General features: G+C 43.9%; 21 protein-coding genes. 9 read left to right on the top strand and 12 right to left on the bottom strand.

The genetic code is table 11. The annotated features are described in order from the left end of the window. Positions 1-85: 85 nt before the first annotated feature. The 7 genes from QL982_RS10560 to pheA form a co-directional block, all read right to left on the bottom strand. A complete protein-coding gene (locus QL982_RS10560; protein ID WP_290190306.1) occupies positions 86-1333 on the bottom strand; it encodes a hypothetical protein in 1248 nt (415 codons plus the stop codon). 182 nt (positions 1334-1515) lie between these two features. Further along, the gene (locus tag QL982_RS10555) at positions 1516-2040 is read right to left on the bottom strand and encodes a 2-amino-4-hydroxy-6-hydroxymethyldihydropteridine diphosphokinase (RefSeq protein ID WP_290163926.1); all 525 of its coding nucleotides are present in this window, start codon (positions 2038-2040) and stop codon (positions 1516-1518) included. Between the two features lies 1 nt (position 2041). Then, a complete protein-coding gene (gene folB / locus QL982_RS10550) occupies positions 2042-2479 on the bottom strand; it encodes a dihydroneopterin aldolase (protein WP_290163924.1) in 438 nt (145 codons plus the stop codon). A gap of 51 nt (positions 2480-2530) precedes the next feature. Continuing rightward, on the bottom strand, positions 2531-3493 hold the full coding sequence (gene rarD, locus QL982_RS10545) for an EamA family transporter RarD (protein ID WP_290163922.1): 963 nt from the start codon (positions 3491-3493) through the stop codon (positions 2531-2533). 205 nt (positions 3494-3698) lie between these two features. Further along, complete coding sequence (locus QL982_RS10540; protein WP_290163930.1) at positions 3699-5984, bottom strand: bifunctional prephenate dehydrogenase/3-phosphoshikimate 1-carboxyvinyltransferase; 2286 nt, start codon at positions 5982-5984, stop codon at positions 3699-3701. Positions 5985-6143: 159 nt separating this feature from the next. Then, entirely contained in the window at positions 6144-7286 is a 1143-nt protein-coding gene (hisC, locus tag QL982_RS10535; protein ID WP_290163920.1) for a histidinol-phosphate transaminase, read from the bottom strand. A 149-nt stretch (positions 7287-7435) separates the two neighbouring features. Next, the gene (gene pheA / locus QL982_RS10530; protein ID WP_290163918.1) at positions 7436-8617 is read right to left on the bottom strand and encodes a prephenate dehydratase; all 1182 of its coding nucleotides are present in this window, start codon (positions 8615-8617) and stop codon (positions 7436-7438) included. A gap of 478 nt (positions 8618-9095) precedes the next feature. On the opposite strand from pheA, the gene QL982_RS10525 reads away from it, so the two are divergent. Beyond that, the gene (locus QL982_RS10525; RefSeq protein ID WP_290163916.1) at positions 9096-10040 is read left to right on the top strand and encodes a transaldolase; all 945 of its coding nucleotides are present in this window, start codon (positions 9096-9098) and stop codon (positions 10038-10040) included. Positions 10041-10143: 103 nt separating this feature from the next. Further along, complete coding sequence (locus tag QL982_RS10520; RefSeq protein ID WP_290163914.1) at positions 10144-10614, top strand: hypothetical protein; 471 nt, start codon at positions 10144-10146, stop codon at positions 10612-10614. 274 nt (positions 10615-10888) lie between these two features. On the opposite strand, the gene QL982_RS10515 is transcribed toward QL982_RS10520, so the two are convergent. Then, positions 10889-11446 (bottom strand): adenine phosphoribosyltransferase, encoded by a 558-nt coding sequence (locus QL982_RS10515; protein ID WP_290163912.1) that lies wholly within the window; start codon positions 11444-11446, stop codon positions 10889-10891. A gap of 364 nt (positions 11447-11810) precedes the next feature. Here QL982_RS10515 and QL982_RS10510 point away from each other — a divergent pair, with 364 nt between their 5' ends. Together QL982_RS10510 and QL982_RS10505 are read left to right on the top strand one after the other, a co-directional pair. After that, the gene (locus QL982_RS10510; protein ID WP_011280463.1) at positions 11811-11975 is read left to right on the top strand and encodes a rubredoxin; all 165 of its coding nucleotides are present in this window, start codon (positions 11811-11813) and stop codon (positions 11973-11975) included. A 27-nt stretch (positions 11976-12002) separates the two neighbouring features. Continuing rightward, on the top strand, positions 12003-13058 hold the full coding sequence (locus QL982_RS10505) for an alpha/beta hydrolase (RefSeq protein ID WP_290163908.1): 1056 nt from the start codon (positions 12003-12005) through the stop codon (positions 13056-13058). A gap of 349 nt (positions 13059-13407) precedes the next feature. Here the strand turns inward: QL982_RS10505 and icmH are convergent, their stop codons facing one another. From icmH to QL982_RS10485, 4 genes are all read right to left on the bottom strand, one after another. Beyond that, positions 13408-14220, bottom strand: a complete 813-nt coding sequence (gene icmH, locus QL982_RS10500; RefSeq protein ID WP_290164813.1) for a type IVB secretion system protein IcmH/DotU — start codon at positions 14218-14220, stop codon at positions 13408-13410. Between the two features lie 312 nt (positions 14221-14532). Further along, positions 14533-15879 (bottom strand): type VI secretion system baseplate subunit TssK, encoded by a 1347-nt coding sequence (tssK, locus tag QL982_RS10495; RefSeq protein ID WP_290164814.1) that lies wholly within the window; start codon positions 15877-15879, stop codon positions 14533-14535. A 9-nt stretch (positions 15880-15888) separates the two neighbouring features. Beyond that, on the bottom strand, positions 15889-16557 hold the full coding sequence (locus QL982_RS10490; protein ID WP_290164815.1) for a hypothetical protein: 669 nt from the start codon (positions 16555-16557) through the stop codon (positions 15889-15891). 43 nt (positions 16558-16600) lie between these two features. Continuing rightward, positions 16601-17668 carry a M15 family metallopeptidase gene (locus tag QL982_RS10485; protein ID WP_290164816.1) on the bottom strand — a complete coding sequence of 356 codons (1068 nt, stop codon included), beginning with the start codon at positions 17666-17668 and terminating at the stop codon, positions 16601-16603. Between the two features lie 415 nt (positions 17669-18083). Here QL982_RS10485 and QL982_RS10480 point away from each other — a divergent pair, with 415 nt between their 5' ends. From QL982_RS10480 to QL982_RS10460, 5 genes are all read left to right on the top strand, one after another. Beyond that, positions 18084-19796 carry a hypothetical protein gene (locus QL982_RS10480; protein ID WP_290164817.1) on the top strand — a complete coding sequence of 571 codons (1713 nt, stop codon included), beginning with the start codon at positions 18084-18086 and terminating at the stop codon, positions 19794-19796. A gap of 83 nt (positions 19797-19879) precedes the next feature. Next, positions 19880-23911 (top strand): type VI secretion system membrane subunit TssM, encoded by a 4032-nt coding sequence (gene tssM, locus QL982_RS10475; RefSeq protein ID WP_290164818.1) that lies wholly within the window; start codon positions 19880-19882, stop codon positions 23909-23911. Beyond that, complete coding sequence (gene tagF / locus QL982_RS10470; RefSeq protein WP_290164819.1) at positions 23908-24888, top strand: type VI secretion system-associated protein TagF; 981 nt, start codon at positions 23908-23910, stop codon at positions 24886-24888. The genes tssM and tagF overlap by 4 nt, the downstream gene beginning before the upstream one ends. 86 nt (positions 24889-24974) lie before the next feature. Beyond that, positions 24975-25781: an OmpA family protein gene (locus QL982_RS10465; RefSeq protein WP_290164820.1), complete on the top strand. Its 807-nt coding sequence runs from the start codon at positions 24975-24977 to the stop codon at positions 25779-25781. A gap of 98 nt (positions 25782-25879) precedes the next feature. Beyond that, the coding region (locus tag QL982_RS10460) for a contractile injection system protein, VgrG/Pvc8 family (RefSeq protein WP_290190305.1) at positions 25880-26875 on the top strand (996 nt) is incomplete at its 3' end.

Genomic DNA, 26875 nt, shown 5'->3' with positions numbered 1-26875 from the left:
CGATGTTTGGCAAAATTTAGCTGTTTTTAGCCCATTTAGAGGACACTCGTTTGAATTGAGGACACGCCCTAGTAATTAATGCTATTTAATTCAATGTAAAAAGTGATTTTTCAGGAGTAAACACATATTCTTCATAGAATGTATCGACCACTTCTCCAGTACCTCGTTGACCTGATCTGTTACCTTCCCAAAACCAGACACCACCGTTTTTTGTAGTAAAACCTGCGATATAAGCATTACTGGAAAAGCTTGAAACTTCTATATCATTCTTTATTAGTATAGGTTCATGAAGTCGTCTCATAGACGAGGCCATTGGCTCTGGACTTTCACCTATTAAATAGTGCCCCCATGTATATAATTGGCCATCTAAGGTATTAGCAGCAAAGCTAGAAATATTTGTCACTTTTGATAGACCTTTTATTCTTGTTGGAATATCAATTTCTCCATTAGTTTTACCTTGAGCAGCTTCACCATTAAAGTTTTGCCCCCAACTCCAAACAGATCCATCTTCAAGCAAAGCAAAATCTGCTACACCTTGTGCAAAATCCACAACCTTCTTTTCAAAAGGAATATTACATATTTCATTGCTGTCAGAATCAAACACTTTGACTGCATTTTTTATGCAATATGTAGTCATGAGCTCACCTTGTGTATTCAGTGCCAATATATACCCCGAGCTTCCTTCAATACGGCTAATATCTTTCAAACCTGATATTTTAAATGGAGCGTCAAGTTTATCCTTATCAACATTCTTAAGAATGTGCCACTGATTGCTACCTAAATAATAGACCTTTGACTCTTTAGTCAAAAAAATGGATGCATATGTATCAGCTTCTATATCCACAACATCACTAATCCCTTTAATCTGCCTCAATTCTTCAATAAAGGTGTCGTCATCATTAGGGTCTACCTCTCCATATCTGTTGCTACCCCAGCCCCATACAGTGCCATCTTTACGGAGTAATAACATATGACTCCCATCACCTGACACAGCCACCGCATCATTGACACCCTCGACTTGCCTAGGCGTTGGGTCTTGTCCTGTCTTGGTATCACGCAGTAAACCATCTGTACCCCATGTCCAAAGCGTCCCATCGTCTTTCACCCCTGCGCTCCATGAGCTGGTCATGGCTAAGCGCTTGGGTTCGATGTTAATCTCAAGTGGGGTTTCTAACGGTTCATTTGGCATATTTGCCACAGGGTATTTGTCTTCGGTAAGGCCTTGAAGGTGCTCGGAAGGGGATTTATCGCAGGCAGGTAAAGTAGATATAATGATTATTGCTACTAAACTCTTGATTATTTTTTTATTCAAGAAATTATTTATTTTTCGCATAAACGGTAGTATTTCAGAGATAATTAGTAACCAATACTAACAATTGTTTATATACGTGTATAGTTTTTTAGTTTGCGATTACTAAACAGATGAAATTGACATTGTTTTAAAAAACGAGGATTTTCAAGCAAGAAGAATCTGGCAGGCACTAACCACGAAAGTACGGGTAATAAGCCAGTAAATTAGAGATGATCCGACATTAACTCCTCAACCCCTGCGCGTTCATGCGCTTTAAATGGATAGCGATCCGCCATAATTAGCCATTTGGACTTGTGATCAGAAAACGAATTTTTGCTTAGGCTATTTTTATCAGTAACTACTTCTATCAACAGAATATCGATATCCATCGTAACTTTTTTGACTGACGTTTTTGCTACTGCCAAACGTTCTCTACCACACTCGCCTTCCATCTGCTTAAACAACACTTGCAACTGTTGTAATGTCGCAGGTTTGGCCAAATGTAAATAGACACACTGATTGGTATAATCAGGTTTTGGTAGCTCGATAGTCGCTGTAAAGTCAGGGTTCTGAAACGGTGTTGATAACTGTATCTCGCCTAGGGCTGCTAAATCCTTACGAATACGTGGCAAGTGCTTATCGGCTTGGTAATTACTGCCCAATGCCAACATCACCGCCGTCACAGACTGCATTTGCAGCTGTTCAGGCAGGCATTGTTTTAGCGTTTCTAAATTCAGCTCAACTGACATTTTATGCATCATCAGATTGGCTATTATTAGCTTCTTTAGCCGCTTCTTTAGTAGCTAGCTTGTCTGTTGACGCTGATGCATAGCGCGTGATTTGCACCCCAACTGCATCCGCTTGTGCAATAGCAGTTGGCTTAGCAACGCTCAACGTAATTTTATGACAGGCGTATTTTGTGAGTAGCTTGTCAGCAATTTGACCTGCCAAATGCTCAAGCAGTTTCGCTTTAATCTCTTTACACCACTCGCTGACATCATCACAGACTGCTTTATAGTTCAGTGCATCATCGACATCATCTGACACAGCAGCAGCGCTAATATCCGTTTCCAGCGCGATATCAATCAGTAGCGGTTGCGTAATCGCCCGCTCCCACGCGTAAACACCAATGACAGCCTCTACTTTTAAGCCTTTTACAAATACCACATCAGATTCAGTATGAAACATGCTCTCATCCTTGCTTGCTAAATGTTTAATTAGAGTTTTAAACTCAGTTTTTTATTTGGTTTGCTGCAGTGCTTCTTCACGCAAACGTGCCGCTTTTAATGCCTTACTAGGGCGATGACGCCATAAATCAATGCTGAATAATAACAGACCCAGCCAAATCAAGCCAAAGACCGCTAAACGATGTAAATCAAATGGCTCTTTATAATAGAACACAGCCAAAAAGAAAATAAAGGTCGGGGTCAGATAATTCATAAAGCTTAAAATACTAAACGCGACCAGCTTAGTCGATTTATTAAATAGCAATAATGGTATCAGTGTAATAGGCCCCGCAATCATTAACAGCCAAATATCCGACGTAAACCAAAAACTCAACTGGCTACTGACCACATCCGATTGCCAAAACCACCAAAGAAAAATAGGGACAAGCATCGTGGTTTCGATAAACATCGCATCGACAGGTGTGAGTGGCGTTTGGCGCTGAATCGTACCATAAGTACTGAAACTAAAGGCAAGAATGAGCGATAGCCACGGTAAACTTCCAATCATAACCACTTGAATGACGACAGATAACAGCGCAAAACCAATCGCCACCCATTGCAAAGGCCGCAAGCGCTCTTTGAACAAAATCATCGATAGCGCAACGCCAACGAGCGGGCCAATAAAGTAGCCCAAACTTGCCTCAAGGATACGGTCATGATTGACCGCCCAGACATACGTGAGCCAGTTCGTCGCAATGATAATGCCTGATATAAAAGTTAATGCGATCCATTTTGGATTTTGCTTCAGCGTATCTATCCATTGCCAGCGCTTGGTCACGACCACTACGATGAGCAAGCACGTAAACGTCCAAACAATGCGATGACCGATAATTTCTGTCGCATTATAGGCAGCCAGTTGTTTGAAATAAAGGGGAAAAGCACCCCAGATACAAAAAGCGATAAGCGCAGTGATGATACCGCTTCTCGTCGTTTTGATAGGAACTACGGGTTTTTTGACAATATTTTGGGTGGTCATAATACAATACAACTTGTTAGAGCAAAGCGCGATCTCACCTACTTCTATCAATCATATAAACATAGAAGCAGGTGCGCAGGGTTACTACAGATAAGGTAAAAAGTAAAAAAGCAATGCGTTGATACCAGTTTGGGCATCAACACATTGCTAACGATAAGCGCTGTTTTAAAAAACTATTTTACGTAAAGCTCAATCAATAATCATACTAGGCATTAGTGCTATCAACTTGGATAGACATACCAATATGATTGGCCAATTCTGCAAATCCTGGGAAGCTGGTGTTAACGGTCTCCACCCCTTCGATAGTGATCTGCTCAGACGCACGCAAACTAGCAACAGCGAAACTCATGGCAATACGGTGGTCATGGTGCGAGATAATGTGACCACCACCGAATACAGGCTGGCTATTATTGACTTCGCCGTTCTCACTTTCTGTACCTTGACCCTCAATAATTAGTCCATCATCCGTCACGGTACAATCAATACCGAGAGTGTGCAACCCTTCAGCCATGACCGCAATACGATCAGATTCTTTAACACGCAACTCTTTGGCTCCGGTCAATACCGTACGGCCTTTTGCACAGCTAGCAGCGATAAACAATACTGGGAACTCATCAATCGCCAACGGTACGAGATGCTCTGGTATCTCAATACCCACTAGGTTTGAACCACGAATCGTAATATCAGCGACTGGTTCACCACCAACATGCGTTTCATTACTTAGGCTAATATCGGCTTGCATCAGCTTTAGGATATCGATGATACCCGTGCGGGTAGGATTGATACCCACCTGCGTCAAGGTCAACTCGCTCCCTTGGCTAATTGCAGCAGCGACCATAAAGAATGCCGCAGAGGAGATATCAGCAGGCACGGCGATATCGCCACCCGTTAGCTGACCACCACCTGTGACACTGATACGATTGCCTTCTACTGTCACTGGATAACCAAAGGCTGACAGCATACGCTCGGTATGGTCGCGGCTGACTTCAGGTTGAATGACAATCGTTGTGCCCTCGCTCCACAGTCCCGCCAGCAATAAGCAAGACTTGACCTGTGCAGACGCTACTGGCATATCGTATTCAGCACCTTGCAGCGGCTTACCGACCGTATCACGACCAGTGATGCTAAGTGGTGCCGTACCACTATGACCTGTGCTTTGAATCACAGCACCCATGGCGCGAAGTGGTGCAGCCACACGTTCCATCGGACGTTTGTTTAAACTGGTATCCCCTGTCAATACGCTATCAAATGATTGTGCCGCCAAGATACCCGATAGCAGACGCATACTGGTGCCTGAGTTACCCATGTATAAAGGTGTCTTGCTTGGTTTGAGTCCATTCATACCGACACCATGAATGGTCAAGTTGCCGTTATCAGGTCCTTCAATCGTCACACCCATGTCACGAAATGCTTGCAAGGTCGCAAGTGCATCTTCCCCTTCCAAAAACCCAGTGACATGCGTGACACCTGTTGCAAGGCTGCCAAGCATGATACTGCGATGAGAGATAGACTTGTCACCAGGAATGGTAATGGTGCCTGAAACGGTATTGCTAGGGGTAATATTATAAGATGCTGACATGGCAGAAGTATCCGTATAAGGGGTGCTGGCTAACATATGGCCAAAATGTCGCCGTGCGGCTTGCGCTCGGCCTAAAAGTCCCATCAGGGCGGTTGAATCTTTATCAATGATAAGCTGACGCATGGTCTGTAGATAGACGCCATACTCATCAAGGGCGCTAACAATCGCGCTTTCGTTGGCAAAAAATATATCGTGCCACATTTTAGGATCGCTGGCAGCAATGCGGCTGAAATCACGGAACCCACCCGCTGCATAACGAAACATATCCAAATTATCATCATGACTGGCTAACTGCTCAACCAGATTAAAAGCAAGCAAATGCGGCAAATGACTGGTATGCGCTAAAATCGAATCGTGATGCTCGGCTTCCATTGCCATCACGCTGGCACCCACTGCTTCCCATAACCATCGTAGCTTACCTATCGCGACGATACTGGTCGTCGGCAGCTCACAGATAATAACGCTATGGTTGGCAAATAGAGTGGCACGTCTGGCATGATATCCTGAATTCTCAGCGCCAGCAATCGGATGCGCTGGCACCAGTCCTGTCGGTAGCGAACCAAACACCGATTTGGCGGCATCGATGATATTGACCTTGGTACTACAAACATCACTAATAATGCAATCAGTCGCCAGTTGGCCGTTATCCATCGCGGTTTTGATATCGACAAACACTGCTCGCACAGCCTGTACTGGCACAGCGATAACTATTAAATCACTACCCGTGACCACATCACTTAATGCTGAACTGCCTGCGTCTAATAAGCCATGTTGAATGGCCTCCTCGATGCTTGGCGCGTGTCTATCAACAGCGACCAAACGCTCACTGAGACCATTATCTTTGATGGCTTGAGCAAGACTGGCACCGATTAGTCCAAGTCCAATGACACAAACTTGCTTAAAAGGTGGCATCTGGGTATTGGTAAGCGATTTTTTATTATTTTGTTGACTGTCTTTTTGGCTATTCACGGCTTTTCTCATTGAACAAATTAACGTCCGTTTAGATATATCAGTTTCGAAAAAACTCACGTTCTTGTTATAAAATTAAGGGTTAGGGCGTGTCATTAATCATTAATCGTCAGTCAAGATTGAACGCAGTGTATCAATCAAACGCATATTATCTTCTGCCAGTCCTACGGTAATCCGCAACCAGTTAGGCAAGCCATAACCATCTAAAGGACGAACAATAACGCCCTGCTTCAATAACGCGTCATGAATAGAAGCAGCGGTTATGTCTTCCATCTCAACTTTTATTTCTACCATAATAAAATTGGCATGCGACTTGATAAAACCCAGTCCTAATGCATCAAACTGTTTCTCTAACCAGCGCATTTGCTCATCATTTATTAGACGTGTTTTTTTGATAAAATCTTGATCAGCAAGGGCAGCCGCCGCAGCCGCCAGACCAACACGGCTGACGTTAAATGGCTGACGAATACGGTTCAGTAGATCAGCAACAGCGACTGAGCTAAGTGCATAACCCACACGCAAGCCAGCCAATCCATACGCTTTGGAGAAAGTACGGACGATGACGACATTATCAAACTCGTCGATCAGCGCCCGATTGTTACTTTCAGGGCTGTATTCGATATAGGCTTCATCTAGCACCACCAAGACTGAGCTTGGCACACTCGCCACAAACGCATGCAACTCTTTATGCGCAAGCTGAGTACCTGTTGGGTTATTAGGATTGGCAATAAACACCATCTTAGTATGTGGGTTGTCCTGAACCGCTTGGCTCATCGCTTTTAGATCGTGACCAAAACGCTGCGCTGGCACTTCTACACCCAATGCACCTTGCATTTTTGCCAACATCGGATACACGATAAAAGCATACTGACTATAAACCATGGCAGCATCAGCACCAACAAAACTACGAGCCAAAATATCCAGTAAATCATCAGAGCCATTGCCCAAGGTGATTTGGTCGACATTCACATCATTAAAATCAGCCAATGCTTGCTTAAGGTAATAACCATTGCCATCAGGATAACGCGCCAGCTGACTCAACTGCTCAGTAATCGCTAGCGTGACTTGCGGTGAGCACCCTACTGGGTTTTCGTTACTGGCAAGTTTTACCACGTCTGAGATGCCATACTCACGCGTCAACTCTTCAATTGGCTTACCGGCCTGATAAGGTGCTAATGATAAAATACTGGCATAGGCAGGTACAAGCGGTGACAAGCTTGACTCTATCGACTGAGATGATTGCATGATTTATCCTTAGATGTGAGAACGCACCTATTATGGGTTAAGCCTGTGGATTTTAGTGGTGGCAATTTGTTATACGCTATGACTTAAAGGCAATAGCTTAAAGAAAGTAGCTTAAAGACAATAGCGTATAACGAGAGCGCTTATGCTGTTTATAGCACCGCTTTTGGATATGAGCCCAACACGCGTAAATCCTTCACTAACGGGCGGATATCGTTGATGGCTGCGCTGACGTTTGGATCGTTGATATGACCGTTCATATCGATAAAGAATACATATGCCCACTTATTAGGACGCTCAGGGCGCGTCTCAATACTGGTCATCGATACGCCGTGATATGACAAAGGCTTTAAGATTTCGATCAATGCACCTGCTTTATCATGCGCTGAGACGACGATAGAGGTTTTATCTTGTCCTGATGGCGCAATCGCTTCATGACCAATGATGAGGAAACGTGTGGTATTGCTTGGGTTGTCTTCGATGTTTGAGTAGAGCTTGTGTAGGTCATACTCTGCCGCCGCTACATCACCTGCGATCGCAGCTGAGTGCCACTCATTTTTGAGGCGACGGGCCGCTTCACCATTACTTGATACTGCAACGCGTTCAACATTCGGGAAGTTTACATCGAGCCAATGACGGCACTGAGCAAGTGACTGCTGATGAGAATAGATACGGCTTAGCGCCTCTACCTTAGTGTGTTCAGCGACCAAGAAGTTCTGATGAATCGGCAGCTCAACTTCACCAATAATCTTTAAGGTAGACGATAAAAAGCCATCTAAAGTATGGTTGACCACACCTTCTGAAGAGTTTTCAACAGGTACCACACCATACATCGCTGTACCCGCTTCCACTTCACGGAACACATCAGTAATGGTCGTCATCGGTACCGTATCAGCAGCCTTGCCAAAATGCTTGAGCGCGGCAGCATGTGTAAAGGTGCCAACAGGCCCCAAGAATGCAATGCGTTGCGGCGCTTCTAAATCCAAGCAAACTGACATGATTTCACGGAACAAACGCGCCATCTTTTCGTCAGCGATTGGACCCGCGTTACGCGCCATGACAGCTTTTAGCACTTGCGCTTCGCGCTCAGGACGATAAAAAATAGGATTGCTACTTTCGGTCGCCGAGCTATTAGCAATATGGTTTTTCTTGACTGCCGCCACTTGTTGAGCCAGCTTTGCACGGTTGTTTATTAACGTTTGGATTTCGCAGTCTACTGCATCAATATTTTGGCGAATATTGTCTAAAAACTCTTTTTCAGTTGCGGTATCGTTAGCGCCTGCGGTGGTTTGATTTAGATTATCCATGGTTTGATCTGGTGACTGCTCGCTCATTACCGCCCATCCTTTTTAGATTTTATCACTATTAGATATTACTGTTATTGAATATTACTGTCGTCAGTTTCAGATAATTCGACTACGGTATCAAGCTCATTCAGTCTACTGTCTGTAGTACCTTCACCCGCTTTTCATATACCCAAATCATCTTGAACGGCTAGTGTTATTTGGTGCTAATGCCATATTGACTGCTAAATACAGCAGGTCGATATATAGCCGGTTCTACTATAACAAAAACTAAGGTCAGTGCCCATTCGTAAATGCGTATAAATATGCCAATTTTTATTAGGCCGTGCTCTCAATTCTAAAAATGAGAACACGGCCTAATACTAGCACAGTTAAGCCATATAACATCGATGCATGGCACAACTATGGAGAAACACATGCTCAAAACTGTGTTACAGTTTCAGTGCAGCTCCCTACCCTGCTAAATATAAGAGGAGCACCACACTATCAATAAGAAAAAGGATACCTGATGAGCGCTTTACAACAGCTACGCACCATGACCACCATCGTTGCTGATACTGGCGACCTTTCTGCCATTGCACGTTTAAAACCTATCGATGCAACCACCAATCCCAGCCTTATCACCAAGGCCATGATTCACCCTGACAATCAAGGCATACTGTCAGAAACGATGAGCCATTATAACGGTGACATAGATGCCGTGATTGACGCGCTGACCATTCAAGTTGGCTGTGATATTTTGGAACTGATTGATGGCCGAGTCTCTACCGAAGTGGACGCTCGTTTGTCTTATGACACGCAAGCGACAATCGACAAGGCCTTGGCCTTTATGGAGGCTTATCAAAAAGCGGGGGTCGACTCAGAACGAGTATTGATCAAAATGGCGGCGACTTGGCAAGGCATCGAGGCCGCACGCTATCTTGAAACCCAAAATATTCATTGCAATTTAACCTTGTTATTTGGACAGCATCAAGCGATCGCCTGTGCGGACGCTGGCGTGACCCTGATATCGCCTTTCGTTGGGCGTATTTTAGATTGGCAAAAACGCCAGCAAAATCGTCAAAACGTGCCAGCTTCTGATGACATGGGCGTGCAGTCAGTGAAACGCATTTACCAATATTACAAACAGCATGACTATCAGACACAAGTGATGGGTGCCAGCTTTCGCTCAACTGAGCAAATTTTGGCATTAGCAGGTTGTGATCTACTGACGATTGCTCCCAATCTGATTGATGAGCTGGCCGCGATGGACACGGAGGTGATACAACAACTATCCCCTAGCATGTCACTGGATATCGCAGACATGGCCCGAGTGAGCTTGACGCAAGAGGAGTTTAGTACCGCCTATCAACAAGACACTGTCACACAGGACTTGTTACCCAAAGGTATTGATGGCTTCATTGGGGCACGTGACGAGCTGGCCAAGACACTGGCAGCCATTCGCGGGCAATAATGCCAAGCACGACTCATACGGGCCTCAAACAAAAGATATTTGCCTACTAATAGCAAGTTGGCTATTATGACCTACTTAAAATGACAAGAAGCAAGGCTTAAGTATGAAACGGCTATCAATATTATTGGCAGGCAGTGCTTTAGCGATCAGCGCCCATGCAGTCAACTGGGTAGAGGTGTCAGAGAGCCGATCTGGATCAATGTTTAGTATAGATTTGGATTCTATTGAAAGCTCTGATATCAGTATCATAGACGAAAAAGACGTCGAAAATATTACCGTATCGATGCTTAGAACCTACCCGAAAAATGACGCATCAAACAAATGGCAAGAAAATCGCATTCATCATAGTGAGCAACAATTACTGATTTCATGCAAAGACGCCAGTTACTATAGACGAGCTTACGTCAATTACGACTCTGACAATAAAGTCACAAAGTCTTGGCAATCAAAAAAGCCTATTTTGACCACAAAAGACTTTAAAATCACCACACCAAAAACAATTGGTCGTACGCTGATAGAACAAGTATGTAAGAGTGCCAAACAAGACGAAGAGAGTGATAACTGGACGAACTAGGCCGTGTCATCATTTAGATTGTGGGGCTTAAAATGAGAAAAATGACAGACAAACAAGGAAGCACTCGCCGTAAATATGAACATATTGACAAGATTTCTGACGATGTTTGACAAAATTTAGCCATTTTGAGGCCACTAAATGTATCAAGGTGCTAATGGAGGACACGCCCTAGGCATGTCCTCAAGACATCATCAAAAAAAGCGCCCTGACATAGTATCAGGGCGCTTTTTTATCAGAACGATTTAAAATTTTAACAACGTTCTAACGATCTATTTTAAGCTTTTAGTACCGTATAAACAGGGACTGGAAACTCACCATGTAAATCAACCAGATCTAATAATACTAACGCACCGACCACGGTATGGTCTGCTGATTGACACAGCTCATAAGCGGTCGTCAGCGTACCACCAGTCGCCAAGATATCGTCAACCAATAGCACACGCTCAGGTGGTAGATTGTTTTGCATCTCAAGCGTGTCTTTACCATACTCTAAAGCATAGGCTTTGTTGGCAACAGGTGGTGGCAGCTTACCCGGTTTACGTAGCAAAATCATCCCTTTGCCCAAACGACCTGCCAGCATACTTGCAAACACAAAACCACGTGCTTCAACAGCGCCCAAACAATCTACCTCATCCATAAGCCCTTCTGGCAATGCTGCGAGCAGCGCATCGATGACCGCATCAACATGACTACGCAGTAACGGGGTAATATCATAAAAATCAATGCCCGCTTTTGGAAAGTCTGGTACTGTTCGAATAACTTGCCAAAACGGATGGTCAGTATTGAGCATAGGAGGCGTCTCATTGTTGGTGGTGGATGTGGTGGCATTCATACTCAGGATAACCCTTAGCTTATATGGCTTAAATAATAACTGAATAGTCATATATCAGTGGTAAATGATGAATGATATTGTAAATTTCGCGGCGATTATTATAGCATAGCTGACTTTCGTATAGCAGACTGGTGGCCCACATTGCCATCAGGCATAGCAAGATAACGCAGAGGGTTATCTTGATAAAAGATAACTCATCTCAATATACAAGTGTAAACTTAACTATGAAAATTGCGGTTATATGCTAAACTACGTGCGCTTTTGCAGTCTAATATAATGGCTGTAACTAGGGACTGTAGTTTTAAACATGAGCGTTTATAGCACGCTGTAACTGTAATACTGGTAATGATCGATAGGACTATTTATGAAACGTTATGAATGTATTGTCTGCGGCTGGATATATGATGAGGCACTCGGCTGCCCTGAAGAAGGTATCGCACCTGGTACCAAATGGGATGACATCCCTGATGACTGGACCTGCCCTGAGTGCGGTGTCGGCAAGCTTGATTTTGAGATGCTTGAGCTGTAATAGATGACCCTCTAATTAGGACACTTCATGACAAAATCAAATGACATCAATAGTGCCAAATTGCCTGAAGCTCTAGATAACGACCTAGAAAATCATCTGAATAACTACCCTACTCCTGAGTGGCGCAAGTTTGGGGAGCATCAATGGCGCGACTCCGATTTGAGTAAACACCTTCGTCAAGCGATGATTGACATCGGTGATGGTATCGAGCTGTGCGTCGAGGCTGGCGGCAATCCCAATAATCCGCCACTGCTGATGATTATGGGGCTAGGCTCACAAATGATATTTTGGCCAGACAATTTTGTGAAGCGCTTTATCGATGCTGGTTTTTTTGTGATTCGTTTTGATAATCGTGATATTGGTTTGTCCTCTAAAGTACAGATAGAGGGCTTACCGCGTATCAGCCAGCTCAAGATGATGGTACGTCTACAGACTGGTCTGTCTAATAAGAGCACGCAGGTTGCTTATAACTTGACGGATATGGCTGAAGACACTGTACGTTTGATTAAGGCACTCAAACTGGGTAAAACCCATCTGCTTGGGGCTTCGATGGGCGGTATGATTGCCCAAATCGTGGCCGCACGTTATCCAAGTTTGGTGCAGCGAATGGCGCTTATGTTTACCACGACCAATCGTGCGTTTTTAAAGCCACCCAAGCCCAAACAGCTATATACCCTTATCAATCGACCAGAAAGTCATTCTGAGCGTGATATCGTGCGTCACAGCGTGTGGTTTATGAAGACCGTTGGCACACCTGGTCATGTCAATGTGCGTATGGTGCGTGAAATTGCCAAAATTCGCTATCAACGCAATTTTCATCCGCTTGGTACGGTGCAGCAGCTCAATGCTATCTTGGCATCAGGCTCTATCAGTCGATTTAGCAAGCAAGTCAAAGCACCCACTATCGTACTGCATGGCAGCGCTGATGGCTTAATTCCTGCATCACAAGGCCGAGTCGTTGCCAAGACCATTCCCAATGCCACGTTCCATCTAATCGAAGGCATGGCACACGATATTCCAGAGTATTATCAGCCTTATATGGTCGATCTAATCAGCAATCATTTATCGACTAAGTCGCTTTAAAAGACTAGGGTCTGTTGAACATTCAAATGTGGTGCTGGCAGTCACTATTTTTTAGACAATATGCCGTGAAATTTTTGATGCCTAGTCATTCTAGGTTAAACAATTTCGCCATATATTGGCAGAAAATAGTACTGCCCTGAAAGGCTGATGCTAAAATCACCCCAAACGTTGTTGCAATCCTAGTTAAGGTCTCGACATTATCGTCGGCTTGCGCCTAATTTGGTGCAATTTTAGCAATCAGCAGCCCTAATATTTGAATGTTCAACAGACCCTAATGCCCTTCTTATATTACTGTCTGATCGTAGAACCAATTCAGAGCTTCTAAATACTTACCACGGCATAACTGTCACTAAGGTAAGAAAATCGAAATATGAGCCTGCTCTTTGTTTTCTTGAATCACATTGTTATATGCTGAAAGCTGATCATCTGAGAAGCTATTGGTAAATTGCCACATGGTTGCAAATATCGCGGTCAATAATACTGCCATGACTGCGAGTATGATCCATAGCGGTGTTTCGCTGGTAAGCGTGTGCTTGATTTGATCTGGAATTGCCCAAAACGGTGAAAACTCATTCTTATTACCGCGTAAATGCTCAATTTCATCACCTAAGCGTGAGATAAGATAGCGGATTTTTTCTGGCGCTTCTAAACGGTATTTTCCCTGAAAGCCAAGCAGCATTGCATAGTGGTAGACTTCCAAAGCAGGTAGACGTTTTTCTCCTTGCTCACGCAGCCCATCTAGACGCTCAAAAAACTCATTACCCGCAATTTGCGAGCCAAACAAATCCAATTGTAAAGGATTTAGCTCCCAAGAGTCTTTCAGCGTTTGAAACTCTGGCTCTTGCGACGTCATAATGGTTTCATCGATCAAGGCACAATAAGCGTACTTAGCCTCATGGATATCTTCTGACAGAAATCCTTTCTTTCGCGCATTAATCTCGAATTTATCTAGAAAGTCATATATTTTTTGACGAAATTTACTTGGCTCAGTGCTGAAATAATGATTGCGCAATAAGAACACCAAATAAAAGCCGTCGTACATAATATCAATCAGTGACTGGCTACTGATACGTTGTTCAAGACCTGTTGCTGGGACTTTTGATGCTACCTCACCTGAATCTAATAGCGACGGCGCAGAACCCATTGAATTATTCCCTGACATGATTGTTCCTAATGCTTATTATTTTGCGAATACTGGGATGAATTTTTGCAGCCTCTGTCACGCTTGCGAGCAGCCAGTGAGGAAAATTTATCCCAGTAAAACATTATGTACCACTTTTATGCTGGATTAACCACATAGATAATCGTTAAGTCCAATGACCTTATGTAACGTTTACTGGTCCTAAAACGATAATATAGTCATTCCACTATAAAAGTATTACAGCGTTAACCTCGCTTGAAGTATCACGTATACATCTACACTCGGTTGCCTTGTACTACTTTTAAATTGAATCGACTATAGCGACTATATAAACTACTGTACGATAGCCATCAGCTCTATCTTCAAATCATCAAAACCATTTGGTACATAGATACAGATAAATTCAGACTTGAGCATTTCGTCATACAACTCACCCACCGGTTCAATAGTGAAGTAGCTAAAGCCTGGCCTCACAGGTATCGCACTCGGTACTTGCGTGACATGTGAAACAGGCGAACCTGGAAGTGCGGACAAGACACGTTTTTCTACTGAGTCAGGCGTCGCAACCTTAAAGCGGCGCGGCACGATATCGATTAGCTCATGCATCGGCAGCGATGAACTCACAGACAGATATAGCTGTGAGCCACGCGTGATCTTGTCACTACTGAGCTCGCCTGTATAATAAGAAGGCTTATTTTGACGTAACGGAATTGAGATAAAGTTACTCGCGATAACGGTATTGAGTAGCTCACGAATGATCGAGATAATACTCACAAACGACTCATTGGCGTTAGCATGATGATAAGAAGGCAAATCACCTACTTTATATAATGAGCTAAAAGTGGCTAACTGACTGGCCACATTTAATAACGCTTCATAAAGCCGCTCTGGATGCAATTTGGCATTATGATATAGGTGACTTAATTGAGAGTATGCGGTATTTAGCGTATGCAGTAGCCAAAAAGAAGCAATGTCTGAGGAGCGAAATTCCAGTAGATCATTATTAGATTGACGATGATGGTCATACAATGACGTAGACTTAGTATTAATCATGGTCATCAAACGATAGACATGACCAACAAGCGCAGCGTTGCTCGTAATATGCACACTCGGTACGATATAGTCATCATCCACTTGATAGATGCCCTGAGTAGTACGTATTAGCTTAACAAGCAATAACGATACCGTATCTTGGCTAGGAGCTTGTGCAGAGTGGCTCAGCTGTAGACTTGGCGATAGTTTGATAACATCAATGGTTGCTTCTGCTGCTTGACTATATAAGTCTTGTGACTCAACAACGCCTTTCACATAGCGCGCCGGATTGTCGCTATGATCAGTCTGTATATTGCTGCCACCACTATGAACAATTTCTAAGCTCAAAAATACAAAAACGTCGTCACCATTGTCCTGAGTATCCAACGTGATGGCTTTTGGCAAGGCATCGGTGCGAGGCGCTTGATATATGGTGCCATCTGGCAATACCGCATAAATACTTTGAAAACTTAATAAATTACTTTCCAAAAGTTGCTTATCAATCTGCACATCAGATATCCCATATGCATAAGGATGCGCCAGCATCATACCCAATGCTCGCTGTGAATCATGATAAGTATCTTGAATCTGAAAATGCTGAGGTCGCAAAAACAACCCCTCTCCCCATAATACCCTATGTTTACTCAAGACAATCTCCTACGAACAGCTGGCTAGCGGCTGCTGATAATATTTAAGTTTGGTCGTAAATGTGGGTGCCTGCTCTGGATTGATGCCTGCGACAACGCTCACATCACATGCGCCAATATTCAGAGTAAGCGGCGTATCAAAATTGAGACTAGTGATTGGAATCAGAAACTGTGAGCGCTTTTTGGTATATCTTAATCCCACTTTTACCGCCATAAAACGGGCATCTTGTGGAATATTTAATGTCAGCGTACTCTCACGATTGGGAACAACACTGACCTCTTTCGCGGCCAACGCTTCAATATCCGCGAATTCGCTTTCTTCTTCCAAAAACGCCACATAAGCCGTACTTGCTGTCCCCTGCGTTGCCCGTCCAGCATTGGCGTTGGCAGATGGTTTAATGGTCAATACAATCTGCTGACGTTTTAGTTGCTGTTGTAATGCCTGCTGCTCGGCAAGCATAGTCTCTAGCTGTTGTTGCTGCTTCTCTAATTGACCTTTGAGATCCTGCAAATCATCATTATCACGGCTTATGATGTTTTTTATCTTATCACCAATACCCGACTCGCCAGCCATGGCAGAGGCGTTATCATTTGACTGACTAAATCTATCAGTGCTACATCCTGTGAGTGCGCCACTTAGCAAACAGGCAGTGGCTATCAATGCTGTCGGCAACGTCATACATCTGTCCATATTTTCAATTTACCTTAAAATCTTATTGTCATTATTGACTGGTCAAAATTTCTGCCATTTCTGGGCGACCGAGCACCCCTTTTTTACGCAGCTCAACATGCCCGAGATCCATCATACGCCAATCACCACCCCACACAAGTCCAGCAGATTTGGCTACTTTACCATATAATTTATAGCCTCGCATCGCCCAAGGATCCTTTTCACTAATGACAATCTTCCCATTTCTAATAAAGGCACTATCTCCTGCTAAACCAAACTGATGATAGCTCTTATATGAACCCGCCTTTGTTACGTGAGTCCCTTTTTTCAATAGTCTTGCCTGCCTAGCAGGGCTACGATAGCCTTCTAAGAGAACCATATCGTAGCCATACTGATCACTCATTACCTTATACACAGTCAACAGCCGTTGAACAAAATCTGAATTCATTTTTTTCCAATTACGGTCAGCATTTTTGATATTGATATGACCGTTATTGAGATGTGAAGCCAACATGTCGCCTGAATAACCAGTGCTATGGTCTTGAGTGTTTAAATCAGACAAGTCAGGTTCAGGTAGCATTAGCGGTCTGTCAATCTGAGGCACATTCGTCTGAGATTCTGGCCAATAGCCTTTCTCTATTTTATTGGCTTGATAGCTTGCAACCTCAGCTTCTAGTTCAGCAAATAGCTCCTCTGGCGGCGACGATGGCGGACGCAGACGCTCTCCTATTAATAGCTGACTGATTTGCGCATTCTCAGTACCAGATAGCGTATCTCTTGCATGATACACCTCAAGAGAATGACTGGTAATCAGCGCGTAACACAGCCCAATGGTTGCGATGACAATCAATATCGACAATGCGGATATGACTGGGATACGAGAGAGGTCCATACGCGAAATAAAATGACTAAATCGTTTGGTTCGAGTGCCTTGCTGGTGACGAGAGCGAAATGGTTTTTCTAACAATCTCATCCATAAACGTTTGATTTTTAGGCCAGAAAATCGCTGGAAATAAACAGCCACTTTGTCTAACAGTCGCCCACATAGCTGTCTATCAAAGAGCATGATAATCATGAGGATGGAGAGCAATGTAAAGACAGACACAGTCAAGTAAATCATAGGCAAGCGGCAGCGATTATTGGGAGGATGAAAACAAAAAAATAAACAGGCGTTGATAAATAATATTTCGCAAGTATTATATAGACAAATCATCACCATTTAAAAGAAAGCTAACTTAATTACGCTAATTTTTTATTTATGGCGCTCAATCACGTCGCTTGCCAATCGTTTTAAAAGACAATTGCATTAGCACATCCTGCTTAACCACTACTACAGACCTGATCACTTATAGATTTTTACCGTTTAAAAACTATTTAAGACATTTTCTCTTGTCGCCATTGAATGACAAATAAGTCAAACAAATTCATGGAATAAAGTAGAATTAAGCCTACAAATACCATAAAATTCGGGATGGAAATTTTGGCTATCTGGTAATAACGACCATAACAACTCAACAAATAGGGAGTTTAGATAAGTGGGCGCAAAAAAAATACTGTCATACGGCCGATCTGCTTTAGTCATACTCTTAGTGTTATATCTCATTTTGGTCTGGATGTACTTTAAGGACAATGCACGACATCTGACTTCCTCTGGTTTATTACTGTGGTTTGTGGCCATCCCTTTGTTATTCCTTGGCGCTATTATGGCGCTATTATGGTGGCAAAAAAGGCTGGATAAGCAAACAAACAATACGCCTGAGAGCGGTGACACAGCAGATGAAATAGAAACCATTAAGCCGCCCGATACTTATCAGCTATTTATATATAGCCGTGTCTGCCTGCCAGAAGGAGACAGTTGGTCTGACGTCATTGACAATGAAGACGATCTGACCGTATTGAGTGATGAGCTAACAGACTTCGATGGCATGCCAATACTGGTAAAACCAATCACTAGGCTCACCGATGCCGCATCACTACCCTATAAAGCTCTGTCTGATGACGTCTCAGGTTTTGATGACGAGACATTTGATGAAGATGATATGCATACAGACGGTATAGCAGCGTTAAATGACACGACCTTACGTCTATGCTCATTGATTTATGAGCAGCTTGTTCTGAGCGAAGAGGTCTTGTCTGCCCTCGCCGAACACTTCCACCAACATCAGCAAGACGCCACTCAGGGCAACTCAGCCATCCATATTCATCCTGAATGGCAACAACATTATTTGGTGAGTGCCAACGAATCAACCGATAAAGAGAACAACAATGAGGCGATGACCGCCAACCCTGCTGGCTATTTATCCAGTCTGCCTATTTATTTATGCGTACCTGCCAGCGCCGATACAGCATTTTTGATAGCGATAATAAAAGAACAGTTAGCAACTTATGGCATTGCTGAAACATCGCTCTCTATTACGCTAATTACGGCTGACAGCAATAACGTAGCAGACACTTTAGCGGATGATACAACGATTTATGAGCCTGCTGAATTTATAAATAAACGTCTGATATCGTTGGCACAATCAGTGACCCCTGACCTGTGCCTAATGCTCATTGCAGATTCACAGATTAGTGATGAATGGTTGGACGATCATCTGTATTCCAATCAAACCGCCAATATCGTTCCTACCGAGGCTGGTACGCTGTTGGTATTCTTTAATCAGGCCGCTCAAGATGTAACCCATATCGACGCCAATACTAGTATTTTATTGACCGAAGTGTGTACCCCTGACCCCAAAGCGAGCGATAGGGATCATAAGATTCTTGCCACTGAACGTCTGAATAACAAACGTCACTATCTTAATCACCTCACCACTATCAAAAACCTACTGATAGACAATACGCTGTCACTGTCACCGACCAATACAACCGTACAAAAAACGGATGACAAACTTGCCGAAAAACCTAAAACGAAATCAGCTGACCATAATTCCAAAACTAATGTTGCACTATTAGATAGCGACATTATCGCTATCTCAGACATTAATCCGTCAACCCAACCGTACGACATATCTGTGTACATGAGCTTTCTTGACGCATTTATAGCACAAGGCGCTCTAGTAAATGAACATCATTTAGGGCATTATATGCCATTGAATAATTGGTTGAGGCCATTCATTAGCCTATCATTGTTTGTTGACTTAGCCAAAGAAGACCGACAAGAGTCAGATTGTATATTTTTGATTACTCAACATAAGAGCTGCTCTATGCTTTGGTCGGCAGGCTTGTCTCAAGCCTCTGAGTCATAGTTATTGATAGCACCTTATCGTGGTAAGTACTCGTCGTTGTAAATACTCGTTTTATTATCTTAAGTTCACACTAGGTAGCACGCATGTTTTCAAGGTTTTTTCATCTTATCTATAACCCAAGAGTATTATTTACGTTGGGGATCATAGTCGCTCTAGTCTTGCTATATGACTATGTGGCTATTAAAACCTTTCTCATAATCATTGGCATGCTAATCACATGCACAGTGTTAGGAGTGCTTGCCTATTATCTGTGGAAAAAACGCAAAAAGGCCTCAGATGATCTGGCGAACTTGGTGGAAGATAATGGTAATGATGAGAGCCGCAGTGAAGACAGTCTGCATATGGCCAAAGATGAAAACGCTCAAGAAGTACAAGCGTTGCGTCAGCAAATGCAAGATGCCATCAAGACCATTCGCAAATCAAAGATAGGCGATCAAACAGGTAAAGCGGCATTATACGAGCTACCGTGGTATATGGTGATTGGTAATCCAGCGGCAGGGAAAAGCTCGGCCGTACTACACTCTGGCTTAAAATTTCCGTTTATGGAACAGGGTAATAAATTATCTGTTAAAGGCGTCGGCGGTACACGTAACTGCGATTGGTTTTTTTCGACTGAAGGCATTTTGCTTGATACCGCAGGACGATACTCTGTTTATGAAGAAGATCGCTCAGAATGGTTGTCTTTTTTAAGCTTGCTCAAAAAGAACCGACCCAAAGCACCCATTAACGGAATCATCATCGCAGTCAGTATCGCTGAACTCACCAAAAATGACCCAAGCTATGCATTGGACTTGGCTAAAAATTTACGTAGCCGTGTACAGGATCTAACCGAACAGTTAGAAGTCTATGCACCTGTTTATGTGGTCTTTACCAAGATGGATTTGATTTCAGGCTTTCGTGATTTCTTTAATGACTATGAGCAAGAAGAGCGTAGTCAAGTATGGGGCGCGACCATCCCCTACCCTGAAGACCCAGAAAACATCAATATCACTGATGTGTTCGAAGAGCATTTTGGTGTATTGGTCAACGGCCTAAAAGACTTGAGTACCACCAAACTGTCCCTACGCCATCAGCGCACGGTGTCTCCCAGCCTGATGACGTTCCCCATGGAGTTTCAGTCATTACGTCCGATGATACGAACGCTAATGCATGCGCTGTTTGAAGACAACCCTTTTCAGTTTAAGCCTATATTGCGTGGCTTTTACTTCACCAGTGCTTTACAAGATGGGCAAGTCAGCAGTCAAATGACACTGCAAATGGTACAAAACTACGGCTTGCACCTGCCAGCGATACCGCTCAATGCGCAGCAAGAAGTCGCAGATAAGCCTTATTTTTTACAAGACTTATTTTCAAAAGTCATTTTAAAAGACAAGCATTTGGTCAAGCAGCACAAAAACCGACATAAGCGCAGCCATCGTGCGCTAGCAACGCTGGCTGCCGTCGTTACACTGTGTGCAGCTGTCGGCCTTTGGACATGGTCATATGCCAATAATAAACAGCTCACTGAGCGCGTGATAGCGGACTTACAACAAGTCGCAGCGCTACAAAAAAACGCGAACGGTGATCTGCAGTCTCAGCTTGAGTCACTCACTATTTTACAAAGCCGAATTGAACAGCTTGAAGGCTATGAAGAAGACAAACCTTTGTCTTTGAGCTTTGGTCTTTATCAAGGTGATAAGCTTAAGCAAAAATTGTTAGCAGAGTACTATAATGGTATTAGCATCATTGTCTTAGCGCCTACAAAACAAAACCTAGAAACGTTCTTGACAGAAGTAAATACCAACGCTGATCAGCTAGAAGTGCGTACAGAAACGTCGACCACCGATGAGACGTCTGAGACGGCCACCAACGATGCCTATATTCAGTCAGATCCTACGGATGTTGAAGACGCTTATAGTGCCCTCAAGGCTTACCTCATGCTCGGCAACCATGACAATTTAGAGGCCAGTCATTTAAGTGATCAAATGACACGGTTTTGGCGTAACTGGCTCGAAGCCAATCGCGCTGATATGCCACGTGACAAAATGATTCGCCAAGCTGAACGTATCTTAAGCTTCACCCTGACCCATGTCGATGATTCGGCTTTTCCGCTTATCCAAAATGATTTGGGATTGATAGACAAAACCCGTAGCAACTTATCAAAAGTGAGTAAAGGCCAGCCTGCTCGTGAGCGTGTTTACTCTGAGATTAAAATGCGCTCAGCAGCTCGCTTCCCCTCCGTCACAGTCGCCCAAATTACTCAAAACACGGCTAATGAAGCACTGCTCGGTAGTTATGTCATTTCAGGCACCTTTACCAAACAAGCGTGGGACTCTTTTGTCAGTGATGAGATAGATAAAGCTGCCACGACTAGAGTGGTAGCAGATGACTGGGTACTGGCAACCAGCAGCCAAGACGATCTTACATTGACAGGCAGCCCTGAACAAATCCGGCAATATCTGGTCAACCGTTATAAGCAAGAATACATCAGCGAGTGGAAGCGGTTTTTATCACAAGTGTATGTGCGTGATAGTGAAGGCTTCGACGATCATGCTGTCTTATTGAATCAACTGTCTAATGCAACAGAGTCACCATTAAAAACACTATTTGAGACCGTCGATCGTCAAACACAGTGGGACAACAAATCGACCGATCAAGCGGCTGCGGATGGTGGTCAGTCTCGTCGTTCATTCGTTAACTGGTTTAAGCAAACCATACTACGTCAAAGCCCCGCTGAACTGCGGCAAGCAGAAGCGGCCTTGAATAACGGCAGTAGTCCTAATACCGCCACGCCTGTAACGCAAGTAAGCTCAGGTGTGATTGCTCAAGAGTTTTCCTCTATACATACGTTGGTGACGCCAAGAGAAGAGAACCAAGATTTGTCGTTATTAGACAATTATTTAGTCAGTTTAGGAAACATCAGAACCCGCTTTAATAATATCGCACGTAGTGCTGATATCGGCCCTGATGCCTTGTTATTCGCCTCACAAACTTTGAGCCCTGAAGGGTCAGAGCTGACTAAATCTCTACAGATATTAGATGAGCAAATATTGAGTCAAGCCAATTCTGAAATAAAACAGCTCGTTCGCCCTTTATTAAGCGAACCACTGACTCGTTCATTCAATATGCTGCTAACCCCCACTAAAGCAGAAATTAACAAAGTCTGGAAAGCGCAAGTACGTAAGCCTTTCCTCGATAATTTAGAAAAGAAATATCCATTTACGGCCAATGCAAACTTAGAGGCAACGCCTGCTGAGATTGGTCAGTTCTTTGGTGAAGATAGCTACGTGGCACGATTTGTCAACGAGACATTATCGCCTTTTATCATTCGCCGTGGTGACCAAATCTCTAGTAAGATTTGGAATGGAGCAGGCCTAGGCCTCAACCCGCAGTTTGTCGCTGATTTTGGTCGTTACTTTACGAACTATACAGGTAGTAATAGTGCTGGAACCGTTGCTGGTAGTGGCGCTGCCAATCAAACCACCTTCCAAATCATGCCATTACCCGTCAGCGGCTTGACCGAATATACGATTGTGGTTGATGGTCAACAGCTACGCTATCGTATGGGCACCCAAGCTTGGACGACCTTTGTATGGCCGAACCCAAGCAGCCAACCTGGTGCCAGCATTCGCGCCAAAGATTACGATGGCAGAGACTTTACTGTCTTTGAAGAAGCCGGTAGCTTCGGTGTAGAACGCCTTATCAATAGTGCAAGGCGTACTGAGCTTGGCGACGATATCTTTGAAATGGCATGGTCAGGTGATGGCATTACTATTTCTGTACGCTTTAGAATCATCAGTGGTAGCCCTACTGGTCGAGGTCGTGCAACCAATCCATTTACGGGTATGAAACTGCCTGATGAAGTGATCGCTCTTGGTGTCACTCGTACAGCCGTTCCTGTTTCTGATAGCAGTGCTGCTAATAATAGTAATCCTGCCAACAACTCACCAACCAACTTGGCAGCGCCAAGTAATGGGCAGAGTAATACACCCCCTACAACGCCACCCAACGCCTTGAACTTGACGCCTAATGCCAATACCAGTGACGGTGACAATGCACAAACTGACGCCTCTGGTGCTACTACTGCCACGACGACTAATGCAACCACTACTGAAACGCAGGAGCAAACACCATGATTCCTGAGTTTCTACCTTTAGTATATTTTGGCAAACTGCCTGCTCGTGGAGATTTTGTGCGGGCGCGCGCTCATATCTCTGAGACCAACACCATCGACGAATGGGTCAGTCAAGCGCTAGCAGTATCAGAAAAGATATTTAGTGAAAGCCCGATAAATAAAGTAAATACCGATAAAATCGCTTTTTTGAATTTCAGTCATATCGATACTAGGTCTAATGAAATTATCACTGGTGTTCTGATTCCCAGTCGTGATAGTAGCCATAGAAACTATCCACTGGTAGGTTTTGGGGTATTGCATACTGATAAACCAAAAAACTGGATGAACTATTTGCCCGTCAAGTCGTCAATGCTTTGGGATGATACTTATGAAGTCCTGAGTATCGCCAAATCCAAGACTGACAATACCGATCTGATGGAGTATCTAAATCATAGCCAGCTCACCATCAATAGCAGTGCCAGTACTTACTACTATGACTTTATCAATACCACGACTCTACACGATATCGCCATATTGATGAACATCGATAAGTCGCAGCTGATACAACAAATTATCGCCACTGGACTGTTGTTTTTACCAACGTTTACTAAGGGCTTTCATGGTCTGAACAAAGCCATCTGCTGGTCACTCACCTCTGATAGAGAAAACTCGATACACATGGCGACTTTTTGGCATGATTTGATCAGTGGTTTTTATCAACCACATCAGCTTTATCTGAATACCTACCTCTACCGTGTTTCTAATTGCTACCGTCTGCTATTGAGCTTTACGAAACCTGATGGACATATATTGAGTCAAATATCAGAGAGTAAGGATAGTCATCCTGAAGAGTGGGTTGTCATCGCTGACAGTGACTGGACACAAGGCTATATTGACGAGGATATTGGGCTAACTCGCTTCAATAAAATCTTGTTACAAGACAACCTCTACCTGTATGATGCTAGGCAATTGTTTAAAAAAACTTTTTTGGCACAATAGTCGTTCATAATTAACTGACGGATACTATTTGTCATACCCCTGTATTTAATAACTGCTCAATAATATAAAGATTAAAAGGCACTTCAATGAAAGTCCTCTCCAAAACATTACCATCTAAGCTTGCTGGTCACTCAAAAAAACTGTTATTAGTGTCCGCGATGATATTTCCTATCAGTGCGGCTGTCTTTGCAGCACAAGACTCGCCTGTCGTCATCAAAGGTGTGGTCGCTACCAGCTCAGACAAGCAACAATTGCTCGACAAGCTAAAAGCACAGTATCCTGATAAAACGGTCAGAGATGAGATCGAAGTGCGCTCGAATATCAGTATACCAACCAACTGGCAACAGATAGCCACGGCCATCATTGATAGCGATATCTCTAATATTAGCCAAGGCCGTATCGACATTCATGGTACGACCATTAGCTTACATGGCAAGGTGAACAGCCTTGAACAAAAACAAGCGATTCAAAATCGTATTCATACGCGTCTAACGGATCTCTACCAATTGGACAATCAACTGGTCGTTGTAGAGGGGGAGCAACGTCTCCTCGACGACACCTTAGGCAATCGTATCGTTGAATTTGAAACAGGTAGCACCACCCTAACACCCATGGGGCTTGGTATCTTAGATGACATGGCAGGCGTGTTGCAGCGGATTGGCGATAAGCCCGTTATCATCACTGGACATACAGACAATGTCGGCAACCCCAGTTTTAACTTGGTGTTATCAAATAAACGTGCAGAAGCCGTCAAACAATACCTCATCGGTCGAAACATCGATGCGACACGCCTCAGTACCACAGGTAAAGGGGAGGCAGACCCCATCGCTAGTAACGACAACGAAGAAGGGCGTACTAGTAATCGGCGTATCGAATTTACCCTCGCCGAATAGCACGGCTGTATGCATGACAATGGCAGACAAACACTTATGCGTTGGTGCCAGCTCTCAAAAAAACAGGATGCCATTGCGCAAAGAATAGGGACATAACTATGCTACGCTTAACCAACACCGTGCTGCCCATGCACCCTGACAGGCTCTATGCCAGTGAAGGCAGTACACAGGCCCTCTATCCGAGTGCTCGTCAAGACATCAGTACTCATCAAGCGTGGCAACACAAACTGATTCAGGGGTCTTGTGAAGACGATATCATTGCCCAGTTAAACCCCAATGGTAATCATCAACATCAGCAGCACGGTATCGACACTTACGTATTACAAGTCTATATTCATGAGCGTCATCACCCGCCCTTTACCGCTCTCACTGACTTAATCGGTAGCCCGCTTACCTTGAGCTTTGATACCCCGAGCGGTCTACACTACCGCCACTTATACCTGACTGCCGTACATCAACTGGATCACGATGGCAGCTACGGCTATTATCGTCTGCTCGCACAGCCCATTACTTATCGCCTGCATCAACACAAACGCTGTCATATAGATACTGACTTATCGGTACAATCAATGGTAGCAGAACGCACTGCACCCTTAGAGATAGAAACAGTCGATGATAGCAGCAGTGAAGACGCTAGCTGGACGCCAGCACGCATGACCCAATGGCAAATCAGTGATTGGACACATATTTGTGAGCGGCTTTCCCGTCAAGGACTGACAGCCTATCTGCGTCATGAACAAACGGACGCACACTCCCCACCAAAGCTCATTATCACGACAGCCTCTCCAAGCGATAGCGATGGCATCAGCGCAAACGTTGGTGCGATACGCTACCAACAAGTATTACACGACCGCGTACATGCACCAGTATTGGCACTGAGTGAGCAAATCATCACTCAGCCAAGCTCCGTGACGATGCAACGCTTTAACAGTGCGAGTGTCTCACACCCTACTCAGTCCGCTGACGTTACCATAAACACCAACACTGATGAAAATAGCGCTGACGAGGACAATCAAGCAAGTAGCCAATCACTCACACTAGACACCCCTGCCGCATTTGCGCCAGTGACAGATACCGAGACCATCGATGAAGCG

It is taken from the genome of Psychrobacter sp. 5A.1 (assembly GCF_030407455.1).
Taxonomy (GTDB): Bacteria; Pseudomonadota; Gammaproteobacteria; order Pseudomonadales; family Moraxellaceae; genus Psychrobacter.
Note: the sequence above shows the minus strand (reverse complement) of the source record. Positions and strands in the feature narration are given on the sequence as shown.

What these genes read in the sequence shown, in the direction of transcription:
- QL982_RS10560 (WP_290190306.1), bottom strand. Translation starts at nt 1,333, where the DNA reads ATGCGAAAAATAAATAATTTCTTGAATAAAAAAATAATCAAGAGTTTA.
- QL982_RS10555 (WP_290163926.1), bottom strand. Translation starts at nt 2,040, where the DNA reads ATGTCAGTTGAGCTGAATTTAGAAACGCTAAAACAATGCCTGCCTGAA.
- folB (WP_290163924.1), bottom strand. Translation starts at nt 2,479, where the DNA reads ATGTTTCATACTGAATCTGATGTGGTATTTGTAAAAGGCTTAAAAGTA.
- rarD (WP_290163922.1), bottom strand. Translation starts at nt 3,493, where the DNA reads ATGACCACCCAAAATATTGTCAAAAAACCCGTAGTTCCTATCAAAACG.
- QL982_RS10540 (WP_290163930.1), bottom strand. Translation starts at nt 5,984, where the DNA reads ATGCCACCTTTTAAGCAAGTTTGTGTCATTGGACTTGGACTAATCGGT.
- hisC (WP_290163920.1), bottom strand. Translation starts at nt 7,286, where the DNA reads ATGCAATCATCTCAGTCGATAGAGTCAAGCTTGTCACCGCTTGTACCT.
- pheA (WP_290163918.1), bottom strand. Translation starts at nt 8,617, where the DNA reads ATGAGCGAGCAGTCACCAGATCAAACCATGGATAATCTAAATCAAACC.
- QL982_RS10525 (WP_290163916.1), top strand. Translation starts at nt 9,096, where the DNA reads ATGAGCGCTTTACAACAGCTACGCACCATGACCACCATCGTTGCTGAT.
- QL982_RS10520 (WP_290163914.1), top strand. Translation starts at nt 10,144, where the DNA reads ATGAAACGGCTATCAATATTATTGGCAGGCAGTGCTTTAGCGATCAGC.
- QL982_RS10515 (WP_290163912.1), bottom strand. Translation starts at nt 11,446, where the DNA reads ATGAATGCCACCACATCCACCACCAACAATGAGACGCCTCCTATGCTC.
- QL982_RS10510 (WP_011280463.1), top strand. Translation starts at nt 11,811, where the DNA reads ATGAAACGTTATGAATGTATTGTCTGCGGCTGGATATATGATGAGGCA.
- QL982_RS10505 (WP_290163908.1), top strand. Translation starts at nt 12,003, where the DNA reads ATGACAAAATCAAATGACATCAATAGTGCCAAATTGCCTGAAGCTCTA.
- icmH (WP_290164813.1), bottom strand. Translation starts at nt 14,220, where the DNA reads ATGTCAGGGAATAATTCAATGGGTTCTGCGCCGTCGCTATTAGATTCA.
- QL982_RS10490 (WP_290164815.1), bottom strand. Translation starts at nt 16,557, where the DNA reads ATGACGTTGCCGACAGCATTGATAGCCACTGCCTGTTTGCTAAGTGGC.
- QL982_RS10485 (WP_290164816.1), bottom strand. Translation starts at nt 17,668, where the DNA reads ATGATTTACTTGACTGTGTCTGTCTTTACATTGCTCTCCATCCTCATG.
- tssM (WP_290164818.1), top strand. Translation starts at nt 19,880, where the DNA reads ATGTTTTCAAGGTTTTTTCATCTTATCTATAACCCAAGAGTATTATTT.
- tagF (WP_290164819.1), top strand. Translation starts at nt 23,908, where the DNA reads ATGATTCCTGAGTTTCTACCTTTAGTATATTTTGGCAAACTGCCTGCT.
- QL982_RS10465 (WP_290164820.1), top strand. Translation starts at nt 24,975, where the DNA reads ATGAAAGTCCTCTCCAAAACATTACCATCTAAGCTTGCTGGTCACTCA.